Source organism: Paraburkholderia sp. 22098 (assembly GCF_052045935.1).
GTDB classification, from domain to species: domain Bacteria; phylum Pseudomonadota; class Gammaproteobacteria; order Burkholderiales; family Burkholderiaceae; genus Paraburkholderia; species Paraburkholderia caledonica.
In genome coordinates, this window is sequence record NZ_JBQEPV010000014.1 from 1 (window position 1) to 20,126 (window position 20,126).

The 20,126-nt window shown below is 60.3% G+C and carries 20 protein-coding genes; 11 read left to right on the plus strand and 9 right to left on the minus strand.

What is annotated here, in order from left to right; genetic code table 11:
- A partial coding sequence (locus ACTJLB_RS25165; RefSeq protein ID WP_440782493.1) for an integrase core domain-containing protein occupies positions 1–114 on the plus strand: 114 nt, incomplete at its 5' end.
- 586 nt (positions 115–700) lie between these two features.
- Here the strand turns inward: ACTJLB_RS25165 and ACTJLB_RS25170 are convergent.
- Positions 701–2,749 carry a hypothetical protein gene (locus tag ACTJLB_RS25170; RefSeq protein WP_440784833.1) on the minus strand — a complete coding sequence of 683 codons (2,049 nt, stop codon included), beginning with the start codon at positions 2,747–2,749 and terminating at the stop codon, positions 701–703.
- Between the two features lie 148 nt (positions 2,750–2,897).
- On the opposite strand from ACTJLB_RS25170, the gene ACTJLB_RS25175 reads away from it, so the two are divergent.
- Positions 2,898–3,131 carry a DUF2795 domain-containing protein gene (locus tag ACTJLB_RS25175; protein WP_020067797.1) on the plus strand — a complete coding sequence of 78 codons (234 nt, stop codon included), beginning with the start codon at positions 2,898–2,900 and terminating at the stop codon, positions 3,129–3,131.
- A 99-nt stretch (positions 3,132–3,230) separates the two neighbouring features.
- On the opposite strand, the gene ACTJLB_RS25180 is transcribed toward ACTJLB_RS25175, so the two are convergent.
- From ACTJLB_RS25180 to ACTJLB_RS25190, 3 genes are all read right to left on the minus strand, one after another.
- A complete protein-coding gene (locus ACTJLB_RS25180; protein WP_408425186.1) occupies positions 3,231–3,908 on the minus strand; it encodes a hypothetical protein in 678 nt (225 codons plus the stop codon).
- Positions 3,905–5,311 (minus strand): selenium-binding protein SBP56-related protein, encoded by a 1,407-nt coding sequence (locus ACTJLB_RS25185; RefSeq protein WP_440784834.1) that lies wholly within the window; start codon positions 5,309–5,311, stop codon positions 3,905–3,907. The genes ACTJLB_RS25180 and ACTJLB_RS25185 overlap by 4 nt, the downstream gene beginning before the upstream one ends.
- 190 nt (positions 5,312–5,501) lie before the next feature.
- Positions 5,502–6,503, minus strand: coding sequence for a sulfonate ABC transporter substrate-binding protein (locus ACTJLB_RS25190; RefSeq protein ID WP_440784836.1), 1,002 nt, complete (start codon positions 6,501–6,503; stop codon positions 5,502–5,504).
- Positions 6,504–6,835: 332 nt separating this feature from the next.
- Here ACTJLB_RS25190 and ACTJLB_RS25195 point away from each other — a divergent pair, with 332 nt between their 5' ends.
- Complete coding sequence (locus ACTJLB_RS25195; RefSeq protein ID WP_256972153.1) at positions 6,836–7,618, plus strand: hypothetical protein; 783 nt, start codon at positions 6,836–6,838, stop codon at positions 7,616–7,618.
- Positions 7,619–7,662: 44 nt separating this feature from the next.
- On the opposite strand, the gene ACTJLB_RS25200 is transcribed toward ACTJLB_RS25195, so the two are convergent.
- The gene (locus tag ACTJLB_RS25200; protein ID WP_440784837.1) at positions 7,663–8,541 is read right to left on the minus strand and encodes an ATP-grasp fold amidoligase family protein; all 879 of its coding nucleotides are present in this window, start codon (positions 8,539–8,541) and stop codon (positions 7,663–7,665) included.
- 785 nt (positions 8,542–9,326) lie between these two features.
- Between ACTJLB_RS25200 and ACTJLB_RS25205 the strand changes: the two genes are divergently transcribed.
- From ACTJLB_RS25205 to ACTJLB_RS25235, 7 genes are all read left to right on the plus strand, one after another.
- Positions 9,327–9,899 (plus strand): YbhB/YbcL family Raf kinase inhibitor-like protein, encoded by a 573-nt coding sequence (locus ACTJLB_RS25205; RefSeq protein ID WP_440784838.1) that lies wholly within the window; start codon positions 9,327–9,329, stop codon positions 9,897–9,899.
- A 162-nt stretch (positions 9,900–10,061) separates the two neighbouring features.
- Entirely contained in the window at positions 10,062–11,060 is a 999-nt protein-coding gene (locus tag ACTJLB_RS25210; RefSeq protein WP_440784839.1) for a bestrophin family protein, read from the plus strand.
- Between the two features lie 143 nt (positions 11,061–11,203).
- Positions 11,204–11,683, plus strand: coding sequence for a carboxymuconolactone decarboxylase family protein (locus ACTJLB_RS25215; RefSeq protein WP_440784840.1), 480 nt, complete (start codon positions 11,204–11,206; stop codon positions 11,681–11,683).
- A gap of 43 nt (positions 11,684–11,726) precedes the next feature.
- A complete protein-coding gene (locus tag ACTJLB_RS25220) occupies positions 11,727–12,122 on the plus strand; it encodes a cupin domain-containing protein (protein ID WP_087753720.1) in 396 nt (131 codons plus the stop codon).
- 215 nt (positions 12,123–12,337) lie between these two features.
- A complete protein-coding gene (locus ACTJLB_RS25225) occupies positions 12,338–12,787 on the plus strand; it encodes a DUF2231 domain-containing protein (protein WP_020067786.1) in 450 nt (149 codons plus the stop codon).
- Entirely contained in the window at positions 12,780–14,099 is a 1,320-nt protein-coding gene (locus tag ACTJLB_RS25230) for a PQQ-dependent sugar dehydrogenase (RefSeq protein WP_440784841.1), read from the plus strand. The genes ACTJLB_RS25225 and ACTJLB_RS25230 overlap by 8 nt, the downstream gene beginning before the upstream one ends.
- A 133-nt stretch (positions 14,100–14,232) precedes the next feature.
- Positions 14,233–15,567 carry a Gfo/Idh/MocA family protein gene (locus ACTJLB_RS25235; protein WP_440784842.1) on the plus strand — a complete coding sequence of 445 codons (1,335 nt, stop codon included), beginning with the start codon at positions 14,233–14,235 and terminating at the stop codon, positions 15,565–15,567.
- Between the two features lie 62 nt (positions 15,568–15,629).
- Here ACTJLB_RS25235 and ACTJLB_RS25240 read toward each other — a convergent pair whose 3' ends face one another.
- From ACTJLB_RS25240 to ACTJLB_RS25250, 3 genes are read right to left on the minus strand one after another with little or no spacing between them, the layout of a single operon-like run.
- A complete protein-coding gene (locus tag ACTJLB_RS25240; protein WP_440784843.1) occupies positions 15,630–16,436 on the minus strand; it encodes a MipA/OmpV family protein in 807 nt (268 codons plus the stop codon).
- Entirely contained in the window at positions 16,433–17,320 is an 888-nt protein-coding gene (locus ACTJLB_RS25245) for an alpha/beta hydrolase (RefSeq protein ID WP_020067782.1), read from the minus strand. Before ACTJLB_RS25245 ends, ACTJLB_RS25240 begins: the two co-directional genes overlap by 4 nt.
- Positions 17,317–18,123 carry a DUF4118 domain-containing protein gene (locus tag ACTJLB_RS25250; protein WP_087753716.1) on the minus strand — a complete coding sequence of 269 codons (807 nt, stop codon included), beginning with the start codon at positions 18,121–18,123 and terminating at the stop codon, positions 17,317–17,319. The genes ACTJLB_RS25245 and ACTJLB_RS25250 overlap by 4 nt, the downstream gene beginning before the upstream one ends.
- Before the next feature lie 41 nt (positions 18,124–18,164).
- Here ACTJLB_RS25250 and ACTJLB_RS25255 point away from each other — a divergent pair, with 41 nt between their 5' ends.
- Entirely contained in the window at positions 18,165–18,491 is a 327-nt protein-coding gene (locus ACTJLB_RS25255) for a hypothetical protein (protein ID WP_440784844.1), read from the plus strand.
- Between the two features lie 94 nt (positions 18,492–18,585).
- On the opposite strand, the gene ACTJLB_RS25260 is transcribed toward ACTJLB_RS25255, so the two are convergent.
- A complete protein-coding gene (locus ACTJLB_RS25260; protein WP_020067780.1) occupies positions 18,586–19,275 on the minus strand; it encodes a phosphatase PAP2 family protein in 690 nt (229 codons plus the stop codon).
- Between the last annotated feature and the right edge of the window lie 851 nt (positions 19,276–20,126).

Sequence of the window (20,126 nt, forward strand, 5' to 3'; positions counted from 1 at the left end):
GCGTTGCAGAACCTGGCCATCGCGTTTGACCATTACAACGAATCGCATCCGCACAGCGCCCTGAAATACTGCTCACCACGCGAGTTTCGCCAGCGAGCAAATTCATCAACTTAAGCGTGGCCGCATGTCCGGTCATGCAGGGGCAAGTCCAACGACAACGCGTGCTTGCTGAACGCATATCACTCGCGCATCCAGTATTTAAAGGGCAAGATAGCGACCACCGATCCGTCGTATCCGAACGACGACTCCAAGGATGAGGGGGACTGACTGGCGCGTTTTGTTGCAATGGTCAAAGCGTACAGATCCCATTCTGAAATTTCAAACCGAGGGACATCATGTGTATTAGCTTGGTCTGCACCTCATAGCTAGTCTCGTCCTGTACATTTGGCGGTGAGAGCGTCGCGCGCAAAGGCGATACCTGTTGCCCGACTGAAGATGCTGGACTGAGGACGCGCATGGACGATCCATGCGACATCCGCCGAAAAGCAATCAACCGCGCCGCAAGTTGACCAAACCGGCCCGGACCCTCGCGCCCGACATCAACAGAAACAACGTGCCCACTCCGCATCCGCGGCACGACACACCTTAAAATCTTCCACGGAGTCCCGGCATCCAGTCCACAGTACCGACACACCCCGCACCACCATCACAACTCCCTCCCGAGCAAAACCCCGCCAAACTCCGCCAACTCCTCGTAACCTCAAGGCGTCCCAGCCTGATAGCACGACTGCGTGCCGCTCGTCTGATAGATAAGCCGATAACCACTCGTAGCCGTCGCACCCGCTTGCCTGGAGGCAAGCGTCAGCCAGCCTTTCCTCGTCTGCGGCAAAGGCTTGATCACATAGGCGGCGAGGTGCGGATCGGTTGTGGCCGCGTCGGCCCCGACAATGCGCCGCACATGCGACAGGCGCTCCGCATACCAGCCGAGAAACGGCCGATATGCGGGACCGGCGTAATGGCTGTCGATGATCATCCACGGGTCGTGTCCGGGCTGTCCGAGGTTCGCGGCGGTGTCGGTCGGGCCCAGCAGCGCCAGGAAGTCGCCTCCAAGCCGCGAATCCGGCTGGCCGATGCGGCTCAGGTCATACTTCGCGCGGTCGGCACCGGCCTGTAGATCGCTGAAGCGCTTACCCGTCCACGTGATGACGTGTGCGAGCTTGTAATCGGCGGCGAACGTGCCACTGCCTACCGTGTCCTTTTGTGTCACATAAAGCAGATCGCCGGGCAGCAGGTATTGCTCCATCGTCGCAAGATTGCCGCGGTTGATGTCGAGCAGTACGCCCGTCAGCGGATCCACACCCGAAGACGGCGTGCTGCACGCCTGCACGCCGATCGCTCCAGACAACTGATTCGTCGCCAGTCCCGCGAAGTTGTAGACCCACGACGTGAAGTTGGAGCAGTCCGCGCCGTTCCACATCAGCGCCGACGTGATGGCGGGCGGCGTTTGCGCCGTGGAGGTCTGAACACTCTGCGAGCCGTCCGCCCCGCGCTGCGCGGTGCAGGTCATTTTCGGCGAATGCGGATCGGCCGAACCGCCGCTGGTGCTGCCCGCCGACGAATCGCGATAGTCGATGCTTGCGGTGTTCTCCGGCGGCGTCCAGCCCGGAACGTGATGGTGGCAGTAATTGAGGTTCTGATCGACCCAGTAGTTTTCGATCGCCATCACGAGTTCGCGCCTGAACGTATCGATGTCCGTGCAGGCAGGCGGCGCCGAGATCGCGCCATAAATCGCCGCGTGCGGTCCCCACGTGCTCGTGGTCGGGTAGGTCGACCAGTTCGTGCTCGTCATGCCCGGCACGAGCGACGCCTGCACACTGTTCTTGCGTCCCTGGAAAAGCCACAGGTTCTCATTGAGCAACGCCACACGGTCGCCGCACGCACTCGCCGACGCGCTAGCGGTCTGGTGGTCTGAAGCCCGCGTGGTCCCAAGCATCGAGAGCGCGGTGACGCCCGAGTGGTTCAGCGGGTTCGTCGCAAAGTTGGCGGCGCCGGTGGTGACGTAGCAGGCGTCGTCCGCGGGCGCGACGAGCGAGCCGTCCGCGGCGATATTGCCCGCCCCGGCGTGGCAGGCCGCGAGCGTGTCGCCATTCGCGGACTGCGCGACGATGCTCTGCACGCTCGCAACCACGGTCAGGTCGTTATCGACACGGCTTTGCGATTCGGCGCCGAGCGCGAACGCCATGCGGTTGCCGTCAGCGACCGTGCTGCTAGTGCTGGCCGTGGTGCTAGTTGCCATGAAGGCGGGCGGCGTCTGCTGCGGATCGATGCCGCCGAGGAACGCGGAGACTCGTGTGGCCGCGGCCGCGACATTCGACGCCGTGAGCCCGCCCGCCGTCTGCGCATCGACGACCACCGCGCTCGAATACGGCGTGATGACCATCGTCGACGGCTCGGCGAGATACACCGCAGACAACACGGATTGTCCGACCGGTGCGCGCACGCCGGTCGCTTCCTCGGTATAGCTGCCGCCGGTCGATTGCACGAGCAGCGGCCAGTGCGAGGCGCGCGGCAACACGAAGTGGCCGTCGGCGTCGGTCACGACGGTCGCGAGCGGTGTCGCTGCCGCATGCCCGTTTGCGTCGACGGCATAGACGGAAACCGTCGCGCCGGAGACTGTCCCGAGATAGACACTGCCGCTGATCGAAGGCTGCGGGCTGGCAGTGCCGCCGCAGCCGGCAAGGGAAACTGGCAGTAGTGGGAGCAGGGTGGGGAGGGCGGTAAAAGCGCCCGAAGCGCGCGGAAAATGCATTGTTGTCTCTCAGCTTCTCGTGAATCTGTTTGGAACGTCATCAAGATTAACGGCAGCTTACAAAACAACTTGATGCAGAGTTCCGAGCGCGGCACACGTTATGCGAATTATCGGAAGAAGCTCTTTCTCAACCGGCAAGGAGATGAAAATGGCTCAGCATCCGGCTCGTTCGCAGAACCACCGCCATCCGGACCAACCGCGAATGGAAGAAATTACGCGTGCGCTCGAAGGCGCCGCGTTTCCTTCCACGCGCGACAAACTGGTCGAGTTTGCAGAGCGCCAGGGCGCCGACGGCGAGGTGCTAGCTGTGCTTAGGAGAATGGGCGACCGCCATTTCGACAGCATCTCGGCTGTCGTTCGCGAGGCATCGAACGTGGAGTAGCGCTGCATGTCTTTAGAGATTGCGGCGGCTTGTGCAGGCCTCGCGTGCAATGACCTGAAAAGCCTGACAGGAGTTTGCGATGTCGAAGCCCCGGGGCAATCAAGACCCGCGTAAATCGCCAGAATTGAGCACCAGCGCAAGCGTGCCGACGAGGATGAAACTGAACGCCCACACGGCGTCAAGGTTGAACCAGCTGCGCGACACGAACTTGAGCCCTAGATAGCGATACACGAGCCACGCGATCAGTCCGCCGGCGAGCACCATTGCCGCGGCATGCACGCCGGAGACCAGCAGCGCCATGCCGAGCCGCGCTTCCATCAATGTCTGCGCCGCCTGGTGCGCCCGGTCGGCATCGTCGGCGCGGCAAAGGCCCAGATAGATCGGCACGAGCATCAGCCCGGCGCCGTGCGCAATTGCGATCGCGAACGACCACAGCGCAAGCCGCGATGGCGCGATCCGGGCGAGCACGCGCGGATGTCGTCGCCAGAGCAGCAGGACAACGCCGAACCCGATCACGAGCACGCTCGCGCCAGTCTGGATTTCGCGCTGCCATGCAAACACGACGGCGAGCATGGCAAACGGCATCACCATCAGAAAGATGGCCAGCACATGTCCGGCCGCGAGATAGAAAAGAGCGGTGAAGAGCGCACGCGAGCGCCTTTGCATCAGGGCGTTCGACACCGCAAGCGGCCATCCCATCGCCGGATTGGCGCCGTGATAGCAACCGCTTGCGACGACCGCGAGCCAGAGGCCGGTCTGCGACCAGCCGCCGCTCAAATGCCCACCGACGGGTAGCAGAACGAATCCGTCGAGCAGTCCCCCCCTTCGAGACGAATCTGGTGCGCGCGGTAGCCATCGGGAAACTTCACCCAGAAGTCGTCGGCGAGTGTCAGGCCGCCGCCAGGATCGGCGTGCGCCATGACTTGCGCCGCGGGCACGCCGTTCGGATAGAACTGGTTGTCCCACGTCGAGTAGAGCGAGTTGGTCCAGTACACGCGCTTGCCGTCGCGGCTGATCTCGACCATCTGCGGGCCGCCTGCAAACGCCTCGCCGTTCGGATGCGGCGTGCGACGCACGATTCCGCCGAGATGAACCGAACCGGCGAGCTTCGGCTTGCGCGGCTCGGTCACGTCGTACTGCCGCATTTCGCCGGTGCCCCAGCAGGCGACGTAAAGAAATTTGTCGTCGATGGAAAGATCGATGTCGGTGACGAGCGGCGGTACCGCGCCGAAGCCCTGCAGCAACGGCGGCAGCGACGCCGCGTCGGCCGGCTCGGGCGGAATGGTCGCCGTCTTCTCGATGTGGAACTGGCCGCCCTCGCGCCACCATGTCCAGATCGAGCCTTCCAGGTTGGTCGTGTCGACCACCACGCCGATAAATCCATATTCGCGGCTCGGATCGTGAGCGGGACGCACTTCCAGCGCCATTTGATGATTCGCGCCGAGGTCGATCGTCTGGACATTGCGCCGGGCGCGCAGATCCCAGAAGTGGACTGCGTGTCCGTATTTGTTCGACAACAGATCCTCGGGCACGATGCCGTTCTCGAACTGCGGCGGCAACGCCCACTCGCTCGACACCATATAGTCGCGCGGCAGATTCCACCAGAAATCGTAATGTTTCTCCTGCGGTCCGCGATCGATTTCCCAGCGGCCGAGCACGTCGAACGTTTCACAGTCCATGATGAAGATGCCCGGCGGCCCGTCGGTCCCATCCGGCCCCGCGCCACCGAGCGTACTGACGTAAATGCCCTCGGGGCCGCAATGAACCGTGTGCGGACGCGAGTAACCTGTCTTGCGAAAAATTTCCTCGGGCTCGATGATTTTGTGAATCCGCGCCTGCGTCGGATGCGGCTTCGTATCCACGATGTAAATACGCGACGAGCGCATACCGGGAATAATCAGGAAGCGCCGCTCGAGGAAGGCGTGGCCGGTCAGCGGCGACAGCGCCGACGAACACGCATTCCAGCCGAAATGATGAAATTCGTCGCCCCTGTTCGGCACCGGCACTGTGTGGACGACCTGGCTGTAGGTGGGCGAGCCGGGCTTCACGTCGATAACGGCGAGCGCGTCGGGCTGCGAAAAATCGGGGCTGAGCAGGAGCGTGTACGCGTATTCTTCCGCGGGCGCATCCATTGCAAGTTTTGGCGACGCGTGGAACGTAGGATCCGGGCGCATACCCATGACGGCTCTCCTCTGTCTGACCGCGCGCGGGCTTGGCGCCGAGCGCGCTCCGGCTTTAGATGTAGTTCACGGCGGCGCCGAGAGCAACCGGAACTTTCATGGAGCTTGCTGGCGCCGATCTTGCCAGCGTCGTGCGTCGCAGCGCCTTAAGCGCTCCGTCGGCCGCCATCGGGCGTCAGCGCTGGCGTCTTTACGCGAGGTTCGGCGGGCCGGCCCGCAGCACGTCGACGTGTTTGGGGATCAATCCAAGGTCGAGAAACGCATCCGCGATCTGCTGCTGCTCGGCGAGAATGGCGCGAGTGATCCGCTCCGTGCCGAACTGCTGACGGGCCACGACGACATCCACGACCGGTTTCGGCAAGCCCCACAGCTGCGCCAGTTCGCTCGACATCTGATCCTTGTTGAGGCTGCCCCATTGATCGACTTTCTCGATCTCTTCAATCACGATCCGTATCACGTCGGGGTTCCTGGCTGCATAACTCTGCGACGAGAAGTAGTAGCCGCGATTGCCCACGACGCCGCTGGCATCCGCCAGTACCCGCGCACCGAGCGACTTCTGCGCGGCCGCAAAGAACGGGTCCCAGATCACCCATGCGTCGATGGACGCGCGCTCGAACGCAGCGCGTGCGTCGGCGGGAGCGAGGAAGGCGACATTCACGTCGGCATACTGCAAGCCATGCTGACGCAGCAGCTTGACGAGAAAATAGTGAACATTGCTGCCGCGATTCAGCGCAATCTTTTTGCCCTTCAAATCCGCTATTGCACGGATTGGCGAACCCGGTGGCACGAGCACGGCTTCGGATTGCGGTCGCGGAACCGTTGCTGCGACATAGGCGAGCGGCGCGCCGGCCGCTTGCGCAAAGATCGGCGGTGCTTCGCCGACATCGCCGAAGTCAATCGAGCCTACATTTAGCGCCTCCAGTTGCACGGGGCCCGCGGCGAACTCGGTCCAGCTCACCGATACGTTCAGCGGCGCCAGCCGTTTTTCGAGGGTGCCGCGCCCCTTCAGCAGATTCAGATAACCCTTCTGGTTGCCGATCCGCAAAGCGCGTGGCCCGCGCGCTGGTGCCGCTGGCGCCGGCGCTTGCGCAAGAGCGAGCGGTGCGGCCACTGCGGCTGCCGCGGCTACGGCAGCGCCAGTGGAAAGCTTGAGAAAGGCGCGGCGATTGGGTCGTGTCGTTGTCGTGGCCATGGCAGTCGGGAAGGTTAGGGATGCATCTGGCGAGCCATCCTACCTGCGGGCGCGAAGTTGACGAACCGATCTTTCGCCGTAAGCAAATGACGACAGATGGAATAGACGGGAGCCTGGATTGCGCGGAGGCGCGGTTCCCGGTTGCGCTGAATTCAGACGACCATTGAACCGCCATATGGTCTACCGCACATAACGCTGCAATTGGCCCATGACAAACTGTAAGGCAGAAGCTGGCGATTCCCAGGACGAAACACCATCCACTCTGCGACCACCCTGCATGAGGAGTTATGGAAAGTGCCTCTAATCAAGCTTTGGACTCCGTATTGAAGCAGGTGACCGACGAAAGGCTCGACGCATTGAGCGAGGAGATGGACACAGTCGGCATAAGCGCACTTCGGGACGTCCTTTCGCCGGCTGAAATAGCAATGGCGGGCAACTACGTTCAGCGCGAACTGGACAAGCATGAACGCCAGCACTTTATTTACGCCGGACGCCCGTGGCTCGATGCCTCACCGCTCGCGACGTTTGGGCAATCTCCGCATCTGCGGCGCATACTCGCGGGGCTGTACCGCCGAGGCACCGGGCGAGCCGCACCCGATATCGACATTGTCGCCGCGCTTCGCGTGCTGTCGGGCGACCTCGGACTCAAGGCATCGAACCTCTTCCACTACGACACTTATGTCGTCACCGCCCTGTTGCCGCTGATCATTCCGAACGCCCCCAACGAGCCGCGCGGCGATCTCGTGATGTATCCGAACCTGCGCCGGGTGCGGTCTTCATCGGTGATTAATCTGGCCGAAAAAGCACTGGTGCAAAATTCACTGACGCGCTCGGTACTCGCGCGAGAAACGGTGCAGCGTGCGCTCGGCGCACGCATTTTGCCGCTGGAGCCGGGCAATCTGTATTTTTTCTGGGGAATGCGATCGCTCCACGCGAACCAGGCGTGCCTGCCGCACAGCGTGAGATCCACGGTCCTGTTTCATTTTGCCAACCCGCACTCGGGAGGCACAGTGGACAGACTGCGCGAGTGGGCTCATCACAGGAATTCCGCGCCGTCCGAGCGTGCGAGGGTTCCGCTCACTCAGGCTCGGAACACATTCGACGACCAGCAATGAATCTGGATCGATCGTGCGACCGTTTCTATCCGAGTAAGGAAGCGTTACGTTAGAAGCCGGCCCCACTCGAAATCGACGCGATCGGGCCTCATAGGGACCACGCCTGCGCCTGGAGTGAACGTGAGTTCGCCGAAGTACACAGCATTGCCCGGCGCATACAAGTCGACGCGAACATAGTTGAAGTCTTCGGCCAGTACAGCGGCCATGTCCAGTATCGAATTCAGATTCTCCGGAGGCGGTGGCGGCGTTGTGCTGCGGGCATACGGGCCAATGCCCACGTCGAGATGATTCCAGTGAACGTCGAATACATCGCCACGTGTGTTATTGCCGAACCGGTCCGAGATGACGACGATATACATCATCGGTCGTCCCGACTTTCCGCCGAAGCAATGAACCTTGTAGTCAGCGGGAATCTGGCGATGCTCGTCGAGAAGAAGTTCTTCGAAGAAAATCCGTGGCCGAATCTGCCGGTAGTGACGCTCCCGTGCAATCAGGTAGAAGTCCGTAGACATCCAGCGATTGGCCATAGTCCGCAACCCGTCGAAAGTGACTTTCGACTTATCCTGCACGATCTCCACAAAGCTACTGCCATGATTCGCCTTCATCACAAAGGCGTTGGGTAGCGCATCGAAGACCGGCTGCGTGAAAACGTCGGGCGACGAAATCAGCGGGACCAGATGTTGTTCGCCAACTTTCGCCTTGACATAGTCTCTCACGGTCAACTTATCGGTCAACGCGGCATATCGCGGGTCAGGCCGCAGGCTGCGCTGCAGGATTTTCTCGTTGAATGTCGTGGGACGAAGCAATCTCGGAAAGCGCCCGATGTGCTTCCGATGCAGAAGGCTGAGGAACAGCGCATCTGGAAGCAACTGTTTTGCGTTGTCCTTCACCAGCTGAAGGATCGCACTGGACGGCTGCCACATGGTCTGTCTCCGAATAGAGGGCACTCAGTTATGAACCATCGCGACAGGTCGGTCAGTGGACGCGACATGTCGCACGCGCGAACCGACCGTTTTGTTGGGGTCGGCCGCGCGCGATATGTCCATTGCTTCGCCAGGTTTCTGGCGGTCAGCAATGGATTAGGTGTCCTGGCATCTAATTGTCATACTCAAACGCCCGCCCGCTCGTGCAGTAGCCAAAGCAGCGGGGTGGTTCAGCATATCCCGGAGAAGGCCTCTCGAAAGCTAGTGGCGCAAATCGTAGAGATATCGGCTAATTTGGTTGTATGGTTCGCGGAAGGCGGTCGGTGGCTTGTCTTCATTGGCTCCAGCCGAGCGGGAGAGAGGCGAGGTTTGCCTGCACAAATGCCGCAATTCCGCCTTCGTCAACAATCTGTCATATCCGTTTACGGATACCGCGTTTTGACCGCTCTGGCAGGTGGATCGTGCTCATATATCTGCCGCGCGGCCTGAAGTCCGTCGCCATGGCATCCCCCAGACATTCCTTAGTCTGAACATTGTTGTCTGAAGCACAACACGGTGATCGCCGCGAGGGCTCTACTGACAACTAAAGCTCGAACCTACAATTCGTCTCGACAAAGGCATTCCGTGCAACGAGTTAAACGTTGGACTGAGCGGCCGGATATACATGGCTCCATAACGACGAATCGCGGTTTCGATTCGTTAGTAGTCCAGCGGAGCATGTCCATTCGGCTGACTGAACGCGCCGACCAAACCCTTCACTTGTCTTCTTTACAACGGAGTTGAGCATGAAATTGCGTGCCGCTTTGCGAGCCACCGTCTGTTCCACAACCTTGCTGGCGATTGTGCCGGCCCCTGCGTTTGCCGAGCCGTTTTCAGTGAAGGTCGATGGTTTGAATCGAGGGCAATTCGCGAACGAACAGGTGTACGGCGGATTCGGCTGCCGAGGTGAGAACGTCTCTCCACACATCTCGTGGTCGCATGTTCCGGCGGGGACGAAAAGCATCGTCGTCACTATTCACGACCCTGATGCGCCGACCGGCGGTCTCGGCTGGACACATTGGGAAGTAGCCAACATTGCGCCGTCGCAGACGTCGATCGAAAAGGGCGCGTCCGGAAATGCAAACCTGCTGCCGGCGGGTGCTGTTGAAACACTGACCGACTTCGGCGACTCGAAATACGGTGGACCGTGTCCGCCTCAAGGCGAGTCGCATCGATACGTCGTCACAGTTTCCGCGCTCTCTGTGACGGGCATCGATGTAAAAGCGGCGTCGAGCCCGGCGCTCGTCGCATACCAGATGCATGGAAAGGTTATCGGGCAGGCGCGCTTTGTCGCGCGATATCACCGTTCGCTGGAGTGATTGCGTCTTTCAATAGAAGGTTGTCAGGCAGTCTTTCGCCATGCGCCTTCAGTCATCTAGTCAGGAATTCTTGTGTCAGTGTCACACGGCGCAAGATCAAACGTCTTGTGAGAGTGCGGTCATTCGACCAGACCATATTTAATCGAACGTCTCACACACGACATGCACCTTGGTAAATCGTATCGCCTCACCGAGTTCCTCATCTGGACACGAAGGCAGATCTACGCACTCGTCATTTGTGGCTCGGTGCCCGTCATTCTCTACAAGTACGCGTCGATGACGTGGCTCTCGGTGCCGTTCACCATCGTCGTACTGCTCGGCACGGCGACGTCGTTTATCGTGGGCTTCAAAAACGTGCAGACGTATAACCGTGCAATGGAGGCACAGGACGTCTGGACCGAGATTGTCGGCGCGAGCCGCAAGTGGGGACAACTGTCGTGCGCGTTTCCGCCTGAACGGAATTTCAGCCGCGAACTGATCTGCCGGCATCTCGCGTGGCTAACCGCATTGCGATACGAACTGCGTAGCCCTCGAATCTGGGAAAGCATGACCCGGCGCTTCAATCTCGAGTATCGGCGTCACTATCATGTTCCCGAATGGGAAACAGCAATCGAAGACGTTCTGACGAACTATCTTTCCAGCACCGAGAGTACGCGCGCGCTCGCCTCACCGTCGGCGACAACGGCGATATTGAGCATGCAAAGCGATTGCCTTAAGTCACTGCACCTCGCTGGGCATCTGAACCTGTCGTTCTATCTCGAACTTCAGCGGGCGACTGGCGACTTCATCGCGCTTCAGTCGAAAGCCGAGCGCCTGAAAAACTTCCCTTACCCTCGCCAATACGCGACGATCAGCGCGTTGTTCGTGCGGTTTTTCTGCTTTCTATTTCCGTTCGGTCTGCTGCAGGAATTCGACAAACTCAATAGCGGCGCAAGCGGACTCATGCACGGCAACATGATCTGGCTCGTCGTGCCATGCAGCGTCATGGTTTCGTGGATGTACACGTCGCTCGCGCAAGTGGGCGAAAGCACGGAAAACCCTTTCGAAGGAAGCGCGAACGACGTCCCCATTTCCACGCTGTGCGCCGCGATTGAGCGCGATCTGCGCTGGATGCTCGGGGAGCCGGTCGAACATGCGGCGCGCCAGGTCATCGCGCTTTAGATTGGTGTCTCACGGACAACACAGTGAGGCGCTTCGCATGGCTTCCGACCGTCTGCCGCCAGGACTACGATGGTTCTGTACGGCATATCGCCGGCGCCGGTGCGTGGCTCGTGTGCACCGGTTTTATCCTCGCTGGAGCAACCATGACTCAACGCATCAACTATATGCAGCAATCGCCGGAACTGTTCAAGAAGTTCGTCGCGTTCGGCCTCGCGGTGAAAGAGACTGGCATTGAAACGTCGATCTGCCAACTGGTGTCGCTGCGCGCATCGCAAATGAACGGCTGCGGCTTTTGCGTCGACATGCACGTGAAGGAGGCGAAGATTCACGGCGAGCGCGAACTGCGTTTGCATCATGTCGCCATCTGGCGCGAGTCGACGCTGTTTTCTCCGCGTGAACGCGCGGCGCTCGCATGGACGGAGATCCTGACGAAGCTGCCGGAAGGCGGCGTGCCCGATGACATCTTCGAACGCGCTCGCACTCAGTTCACGGACCAGGAACTGTCGAACCTGACATTTCACGTAATGGCGATCAATGGCTGGAACCGCGTTAACGTGGCGTTCAGGACTGTGCCAGGATCAGCAGACGCGGCATTCGGACTCGGCAAGGCGAACCTGTCCTGAGCGACGAGTCCAGTCGCGTATCTTCAGCAACACGGAGGACACCATGCCTGAATTCAGAAAGCTTGCGATGATCGCCGCGGCGTGTCTCGCGCAAGCGGCTCACGCCGCGCCCGACGCCGTCGTCACGCCCTTGATGGAGAAGCCCCTAGCGGATTATCCGGGCAAGGAAGCGCTGATGATCACCGTTGTGTATCCGCCGGGCGCCGCCGATCCGGTGCATGTGCATCGCGCGCACGGTTTTATCTACGTGCTCGAAGGCACCATCGTGATGGGTGTGAAGGGCGGCAAGGAAGTCACGCTGACGCCCGGTCAGACTTTCTATGAAGGCCCGAACGACGTGCATACGGTCGGCCGCAACGCCAGTGCCACACAACCAGCCAAGTTTCTCGTGCTGCTGTTGAAGGACCAGAATGCGCCAGTGCTCGTGCCCGTGAAGTAACGTATCGATAGTACTCGCGGCGCGCTCAGCAAAGAGCCGCCGCGGGCCTCAATGACATGGCCTGGCAATTCAACGCGCATCAGTGAATGCGTATCGGTGCTTTCCACATGACGCTTGCCGACGTCGCGGGCAATCAGACCGACAGCTAAACGAAGGGTCCGGGCATGGCTAATGCAACGGCATCCAGACCGGTTCTGATACAGAAATGGAAAGCCATGTCCACCACGCACACCGTCACCAGACGTCCATCGACGATCGCTCCCGCCATCTTCGAACTGTTCAACCCCATACCCTACGGACTGTTCGTCGGCACCTTGATCTTCGACGTCATCTACATGGCGACGCGTAATGTATTCTGGGGCAAGGGCGCCGCCTGGCTCGTGACAGTGGGCCTCATTATCGCGATCGTGCCGCGCCTTCTCAATCTGGGGCACGTATGGGTGCAGCGACGCCGCCGGGTATCGCGCATCGAACGGCTGGACTTCTGGCTCAATCTGCTTGCAATCGTCGCAGCAGTCATCAATGCATTCGTGCATAGCCGCGACGCCTATGCGATGGTTCCGGAAAACGTGATTCTGTCCGTTATCACTGTCGTGCTGCTGAGCATCGCTCACGTTGCAATGGCAATCGACAGACTTCATCGCGTGGAGGCGACTCATGAATAAGCTCGCCACGACCAGCGCGCTCGTCGTCGCCATGTCGGCGCTGATGAGTGGGTGCAACGAACACGCGCAGTACGATGCGTCGCATCAGGCTGGCGCCAATCCGCCGATGCCGGAGGCGCGCAATTTCTTCGCGCCGCCAATGCAGGTTCCAAAATACGTGGGTTGGCAGAACGGCGCCACGCCCAAGGTGGCTGACGGCCTGAAGATCGAGAAGATCGCCTCGGGGCTCGAGCACCCTCGTCAGGTCTATACGCTGCCCAATGGCGACGTTCTTGTAGCGGAATCCAATAGCCCGAACGAAGAGGCTGTTACCACGCCGAAGCAGGTCATCGCGGGACTTATCGAAAGCAAGTCGGGGAAGAAGGCGAAAGGCGCTAATCGCATCACGCTGCTGAGAAAGTCTGCGAATGGCAGCGGCGAATGGGAGCGTCACGTGTTTATCGACAATCTGCACTCGCCATTCGGCATGCAACTGGTTGGCGACACGCTCTACGTTGCCGATACCGACGCAATCCTGAAGTTTCCGTATAAGGCGGGCGTAACCAGCATTAGTGAGCGCGGCGTCGAGCTTGCCGATCTTCCCAATACGGTCAACCACCACTGGACGAAATCGTTGCTGGCCAGTCGCGATGGCAAGAAGCTGTACGTAGGCGTCGGCTCCAACAGCAACGTCGGAGAGAACGGCCTGGAAGTCGAGTACCGGCGCGCAGACGTACTGGAAGTCGATACGGCTACCGGTGCAAGCCGCATTTACGCAGCGGGCATTCGCAATCCGACGGGGCTACAGTGGGAACCGAAGACGGGACAACTGTGGGCCATCGCGAACGAGCGTGACGAGATCGGCGCAGACCTGGTGCCGGATTATCTGACGTCGGTGAAAGAGAATGCCTTTTACGGCTGGCCATACAGCTACTACGGCCAGCACGTCGATCCCCGCGCTCAACCGCAGCGTCCCGACCTCGTTGCCAAGGCGATTGCGCCTGACTTCGCAATCGGCTCCCATGTCGCGCCGCTGGGACTGATGTTCTATACCGGCAACAACTTGCCGGCGCAGTATCGCGGAGGCGCGTTCATCGGCGAGCACGGCAGTTGGGACCGCTCGCCGTTGAGCGGCTACGTGGTCTCGTACGTGGCGTTCGAGAACGGCAAGCCGGTGAGTGCGCCCAAAGATGTCGTGACGGGTTTTACATCCGCCGATCAGAAGCAGTTGTATGGCGCGCCCGTGGGCGTCGCCCAGGATCGGGACGGCGGCCTCCTGATCGCCGACGACGTCGGCAACGCTATCTGGCGTGTGACTGGTACAGGCGGCTGATGTACAGGTAACGTGGCGCGCCTTCATTCGGCCGGGGCGCTCGTCATGCTGGAACACGCCGAAGTGCGCTGCGACGACAGGCATCAGCATATCGTCTCGAGGCACGAGATCCATCATTCGTACCGGAGCTTCAATGCCCACTCGCAACCGCACTTCGCATTCCGACCAGCCGACGTCCGACGTACCGACGGAAGCGACTGCGCCTTCAGAGACCGCGCGACGCCTCTTTCTCAGGCGAGGCGGCGCGAGCCTCGCAGCCGCACTCACGGTCGGCTCGGCCAGCAGCGTGTTGGCCGCAGGTCCAAACGGTGCCGATACGAACCAGGTGAAACTGCCGCTGATTCAGGACCCGGACACCGAGCAAAAGGAAGAAACGCCAGACGCGAACTTGCCGCCTGATGAGCGTGTGGGATATGCCATCGTCGGACTCGGGCGGCTGTCGCTGGACCAGATCCTGCCTGCGCTTGCGCAGTGCAAGTACTCGAAGGTTGCCGCGCTGGTTTCCGGCGACAGGACCAAGGCACTTCGCGTCGCACGTCAGTACGGCGTGCGGGAAGCGGACATTTACGACTATCAGAATTTCGAGCGCCTCGCCGACAACCCGCGCGTACAGGTCGTATATATCGTGCTGCCGAACGGCATGCATAAAGAGTTCACGCTGCGTTCCGCAAATATCGGCAAACATGTTTTGTGCGAGAGGCCGATGGCAAACAGCGCGGCGGACTGCGAGGCAATGGTCCGGGCGATGAAACGCGCCAACCGCAAACTCATGATCGCGTACCGCAGCCAGTACGAGCCGATGGACCGCATGATTGTGAAAATGGTGAAGGAAAAGCAGTTGGGGCCATTGCGTGAGTTCGTCGCCGGAAATTCGCAAAACGTCGGCGATCCGGGGCAATGGCGGTTGAAGAAGTCGCTGGCGGGTGGCGGCGCCATGCCCGACATCGGACTGTATTGCCTCAACGCGGCGCGCTTCCTGTCCGGCGAGGAGCCGCTGGAGGTGGTTGCGTCGGTGCACCGGCCGGAAAACGATCCGCGTTTTGTCGAAGTGGAGGAATCGGTGCACTTCATTCTGCGCTTTCCGAGCGGATTCACGGCAACGTGCATGTCGAGCTACGCGAGTCACGAGTCGCGCTTCTTCCGGCTGCAAGGCTCGAAAGGCTGGGTCGAAATGGATCCCGCATTTGGTTACAACGGCCTGCGGTTGCGCCACGGCATGCTCGTGGAGGGCAAGTCCGCGACAACCGAGTTGCAGATCGATCCGCAGAACCAGTTTGCGCGGGAGATCGATCACATGTCCGTGTGCGTCAAGGACGACATCCAGCCGCACACGCCAGGCGAGGAGGGCTTGCAAGATCAGCGCATCATCGACGCGATCTACGAATCCGCCCGCACCGGGCGCGCGGTCAAGCTTGCGCAACCGTCAGCGCCGACGCGTGGCCCCGAGCCGCAGCAGGAGACGTTCTGAAGCACGCGTGCGAGCAGAACGGGCTTTGCGGCACGCACACCGAGGTTCGACTGTCGCACTACCTAGAAGCGGTAGTTGAGAGACGCCAGCGTGTTCAGTTCGCTGCGGCGCTCGGTGATCGGGCTCGCCGCCGCATAGTGCTGCAGCCGCCCGACAGTGACCGCGACCGAGCCTACCCAGTGCTTCGAAAAGTCGTAGCTGAAGTAGCCGTTCAGATGAATATCCCGAACGCCAGAACCGGTTCTATAGACCGGCAGTCCTGATGCCGCGCTCTGCTGGCTAGACACGCCGAAGAAGGTCCGCGTGTAGAGCGCATCGGCCCATGTGAAGCCCGGGCCAATAGAGAAAAGGCCGCTTCCCACAGGCACCGACGCAAGCAGGTCCACCGGAACGGTTTTGCCCTGGCCGTGCCCCGCAATGTCCTGATACAGGGCGACGGAGCCCGTGAACATCCATACCGTGTAGTCGGCGAACAGTTTGAGTTTCGGGCCACCATGCACGTTGCCCAAACCGTGCAGGTGCGGATCGTCCTTCTCGTTGCGTGACTGGAAATCGAAACTCAGCGCCGCGCCGACGTGATAGTTTGTACTGCGCAGCGCATTGACGCCCAGCACGTCCGGCCCCTGCGAGAAGACCCGGTCATCGTAGGAGATATCGAGCGAAGGGAATGGGAACACCGTGGTATGGCGCGAGCCGGGCGACTCCGGCGTCACGATGACGCCCGGCCCGACCGCCACTTTCCATTTGCTGTCACCGGGGGCCGCTGTCGCTTCGGCCGCGCGCGCGGTCGAAGCGGGCAGAAAACCCACCAGCGATAGCGCGAGCGCCGCGGCGCCCACGGTTCGATGCGTGAACGTCCGCGCTTTCATGCGTCGTCCTTGCCGATGGCAGCAAGCTGCCGCAAGCGGCGCGCGAGCGCTTTGGATACAACGGGGCTACGCGGCTCTCCAGATCCCGAAGCCGCTTCGCTCTCGCGCAGAAACGATGCCGTTTCGCGCGCAACGATCTCGCGTTCGTTGTCCGATGTGATCATGTGGTACGAATCGTCGAGGTAGATGGTGCGCAGAAAGGTCGAACCGAGCGCCAATGCCGCGGATTGGGCGGTACGCGGGCTCGACGTTTCATCGTCGATCGCGTGGATGACGAGGCAGTCGTTGCGGATACCACGAATCTGCGAGCGGACGAGCGATGCAAGGCGGCTTGCTTCGTGCAATGCGGGCAGTGCAATCGTCGACGGACCGACTTCGCTGAAATTCGAGCGCTGCATCGAGCGCGCGATCTTTGCACGCAGCGCTTCGTTGCGCAGGCCGTAGGGTTCCGACTCGCGATACTGCCAGCGCGAACGTAGGGGCGTGTAGTAAGCCCAGCCAAGAAGAAAGCGGTACCAGGGAATGGCCCAACCGTTGTAGGCGAGTGTAAGCGACAGCAGCACGACCGCCTGCGCTTGCGGGCGTCGATGGGCGAGTGCGAGCGCGAGCGCCGCGCCCATCGACAATCCACAGATAGACACCCGGTCGAATCGCGCGGCGAGCGCATCGAATTCGCTGGTTGCGGCGTCGAGCCAGTGTTCCATTGTCTCGCCGCCCGTGCCGGCGCTATAGCCGTTGAGCACCGGGGCGCACACCGTGAAGCCCTCGTCGCGCAGGAACCGCCCCAGGTAGCGCATTTCGAGCGGCGAACTCGACAGACCGTGCAGCAATAGCACGGCGTGTCCGCCGCCTTCGAGAAAGATGGACTGCGTTAATGATTTCATGTGTCGGTCGCCACGCGCAGCACGAGGAAATCGCCTGCGTGAGTCGTAAATTGTTCGCAGATGCAGTCGACGACGCGCGCAGTGCCTCCGGCAAGGTTCGAACCGGCGGCGAATCGCACGCGATGTGAACCGGCCGAGAGCCCGTTCGAGAGCCGTCGGATATCGTCCGGATCGACTTCGGAAAGGCGAGGCCCCGGCGCCAGATCGGCAGGCAATCCGGCGAAAGCGTGCGATGCGACGGCCAGGGCGGACGCTGTGCCGGCGCCATTGCGCCGCAGCGGCTCACGTTCGAGTGCCTGAATCAGAATGAACGTCTTGTGATGGTGCGATAGATGCCTGAGGAGCCGGTGCGTTTCGTCAATGGCACGACGGGCGATTGCGCGCTCGTTGTCATGGCGAAGCAGCATTTCGTAGCGCGATTGCGCCACTGCAGCGATCAGTTCGGCGCGAAACTGCACACGCCGCAGTTTTTCGAGCAACGTGATCAGCACGAGCGTGACGACTGGATATGACACCAGCAACAGCAGGTCTGCCCGGTCGAAGACTGCGATGGTCACGTAGGGCGGCACGAACAGATAATCGGCGAGGCCCAGTCCTGCCAGCATCACGGTCAGCGCCGGAGCAAGGCCGAAGTGGTATTGAACGAGCACCGCCGCAATGCAGAACGCGGTGCCAGGCATGACGGGCCCGAGCAACGGATGAAGCAGCATGCGTACTGCGCTCGCGATGGCCAGCGCGGCAGCAGCGGCGAGCCACCGTCGCTTCCCTTGAGGTGCCCAGCAACGGGCGTTACGGACTTTCATATGCTATTCGGGGCCGCGTCGGCTGCGCTATTGAAGTAACGGTGTTTCTGTTCAGCGGGCTGTGTCTCGCCAAAGCCTGCACCATTAACAGTGCAGGGAATTCGCGCTTCCCGGTAATTTGGTTCGAGGTGTTTCAGACGCTGCTCCCGGTTTCGATCCGTTGGAGCGCATTTGCTAACGGCATCAAGCTTGTCATGCAGAAAATGGAGTTTGTTTCCTGGGCGAAGTCCAAACTGGCGCTTGCAAGATTTAACTTGAGTGCGCTTCCTCATGTACGGTCCGGAACTCCGGCAAAGCTGTGTCTTCGTCAGCCGCTGCGTCTATTCCTGCGCCTTAATGGGTTTACGGCTTCGGGCGCAAAAAGTTGAGCTATGGATAATGCGCTGCTGACGTGCAGAAGCCCGCTCTGGCTATTCGGAGGGTTAACCCAGGCGACGATATGGGCAACCTGACCTGTTCGAACTACTTCAAAAGCAAACGCCCGAGTATCAGTAATTCTTCGAATTGAGTGACCAGCTCAAAACATAAAGCAAATAGGAGCGTATAACCTGGCCCCGGAGATTTTCGTAGCCATCGCAGGATCGGAACTGCAAAACGGGTTCTGACGGCGTCTCGCGTCATTGTCCACGTGGTGGCCGCTCCGAAAGCCGCGCCCGCCAGTATGTCTGTCGGATAGTGCCAGCCGAGATAGACGCGCGGCAGGCATATGAAAATCGCCGTGTGCAGTAGCGCAAGTACACCGACGGCGCGCCAGACGAGAAAGATGCCGGTGGCGACCGACACCCACAGCATGGCGTGATCGCTCGGAAACGAGCTCCACGTCGGCAAAACGGCAGCGCCCAGATCGTCCGATGGAAATTGCAGGTGCAGCTCCGGGTTATAAACCGGCCGCATCCGGAACGGTAAGAAGTGAGCGACGATTCTGAACGTTGCGAGCGCGAGCAACGCGCTCAGGATCGTCGCAACGACCATTTCTCGTTCCCATTCTGCCCGCTGACCGGGTTTGAACCAGATCCACCATAACACCGCCACGAGCGCCAAACCTTTGAACGTGTATAGAGCCGCAAGGACTCTGATCGGGTGGTTCAGTATGGGCAGATCTGCAGCAACGCCGGTCAGGAAAGTCTGGATTGCGGTATCGAAGACATTCATCGGCAACCCTCGTAGCCTGTTTGTTATAACCAGAGTTCTTTTTGCGCCGGTGGCCATGCCGTCATGGCGGAAGGGAAGACGTGACCCCCGCAGTTGCGTCCACGATTTATAGGCCTTGTTCTCAATCCGGTATGTGGGAAGAACCACCTAAGTTTTCGCCCTTGACCTCGCGAGGCACGATTGTATTCGGCGTGGCGGGCCGCTTTAGGTGGCAAATGCCCAATAGTCCCTAGGAATTTCGGAGCATTGGCTGGGAATTTGCCAGTCGTCTTCACATGGATGTCATCCACTATCTGCAATGCATTTAAAACGGGAATTCCGCGATTGTTAAATCTTGCAAGACGCCGGAATAGCCACGTCTTTCTGTGGACAAATGAAAAATCGTATGAGAAAGTTGCGCGGAATTTGCAACTTTCTTTTCATTACATTGGAATTTGCACTGCAGCGGCTTTAGTGCAACGCACCGCGAAAAAGTCCCAACAGGCTATTAAGGGGCAATACAAATGAATATGGGAAGCGAAAAACGATCAGGCATGCGTCTGGCCGAAGGAGACCCTTTTCCAGGCCGCCCGTTGCAGCTAATGCCTGCCTTTGCTCCCCTTATGCCGCGATCATTTGGACCTTCGTAAAACCAATGCCTGGCAGGGCGGCAGGCCGGCTGCGTAGCCGCTCAGCAGCTTTCTAGCCGAGGCTCAGCCATTACCCCGTAACTTGAATTCCTGCACGGCGAGGACGGATTCGCTCGCCCTGGAAAACTCGTTATCCGTGAACACCTGAAGGGGAAAATGGCTAGTCGCGCCTGTCCAAAAGACACACGGCTGAAGTTCTTCGTCCATTCAATATAAATAGTT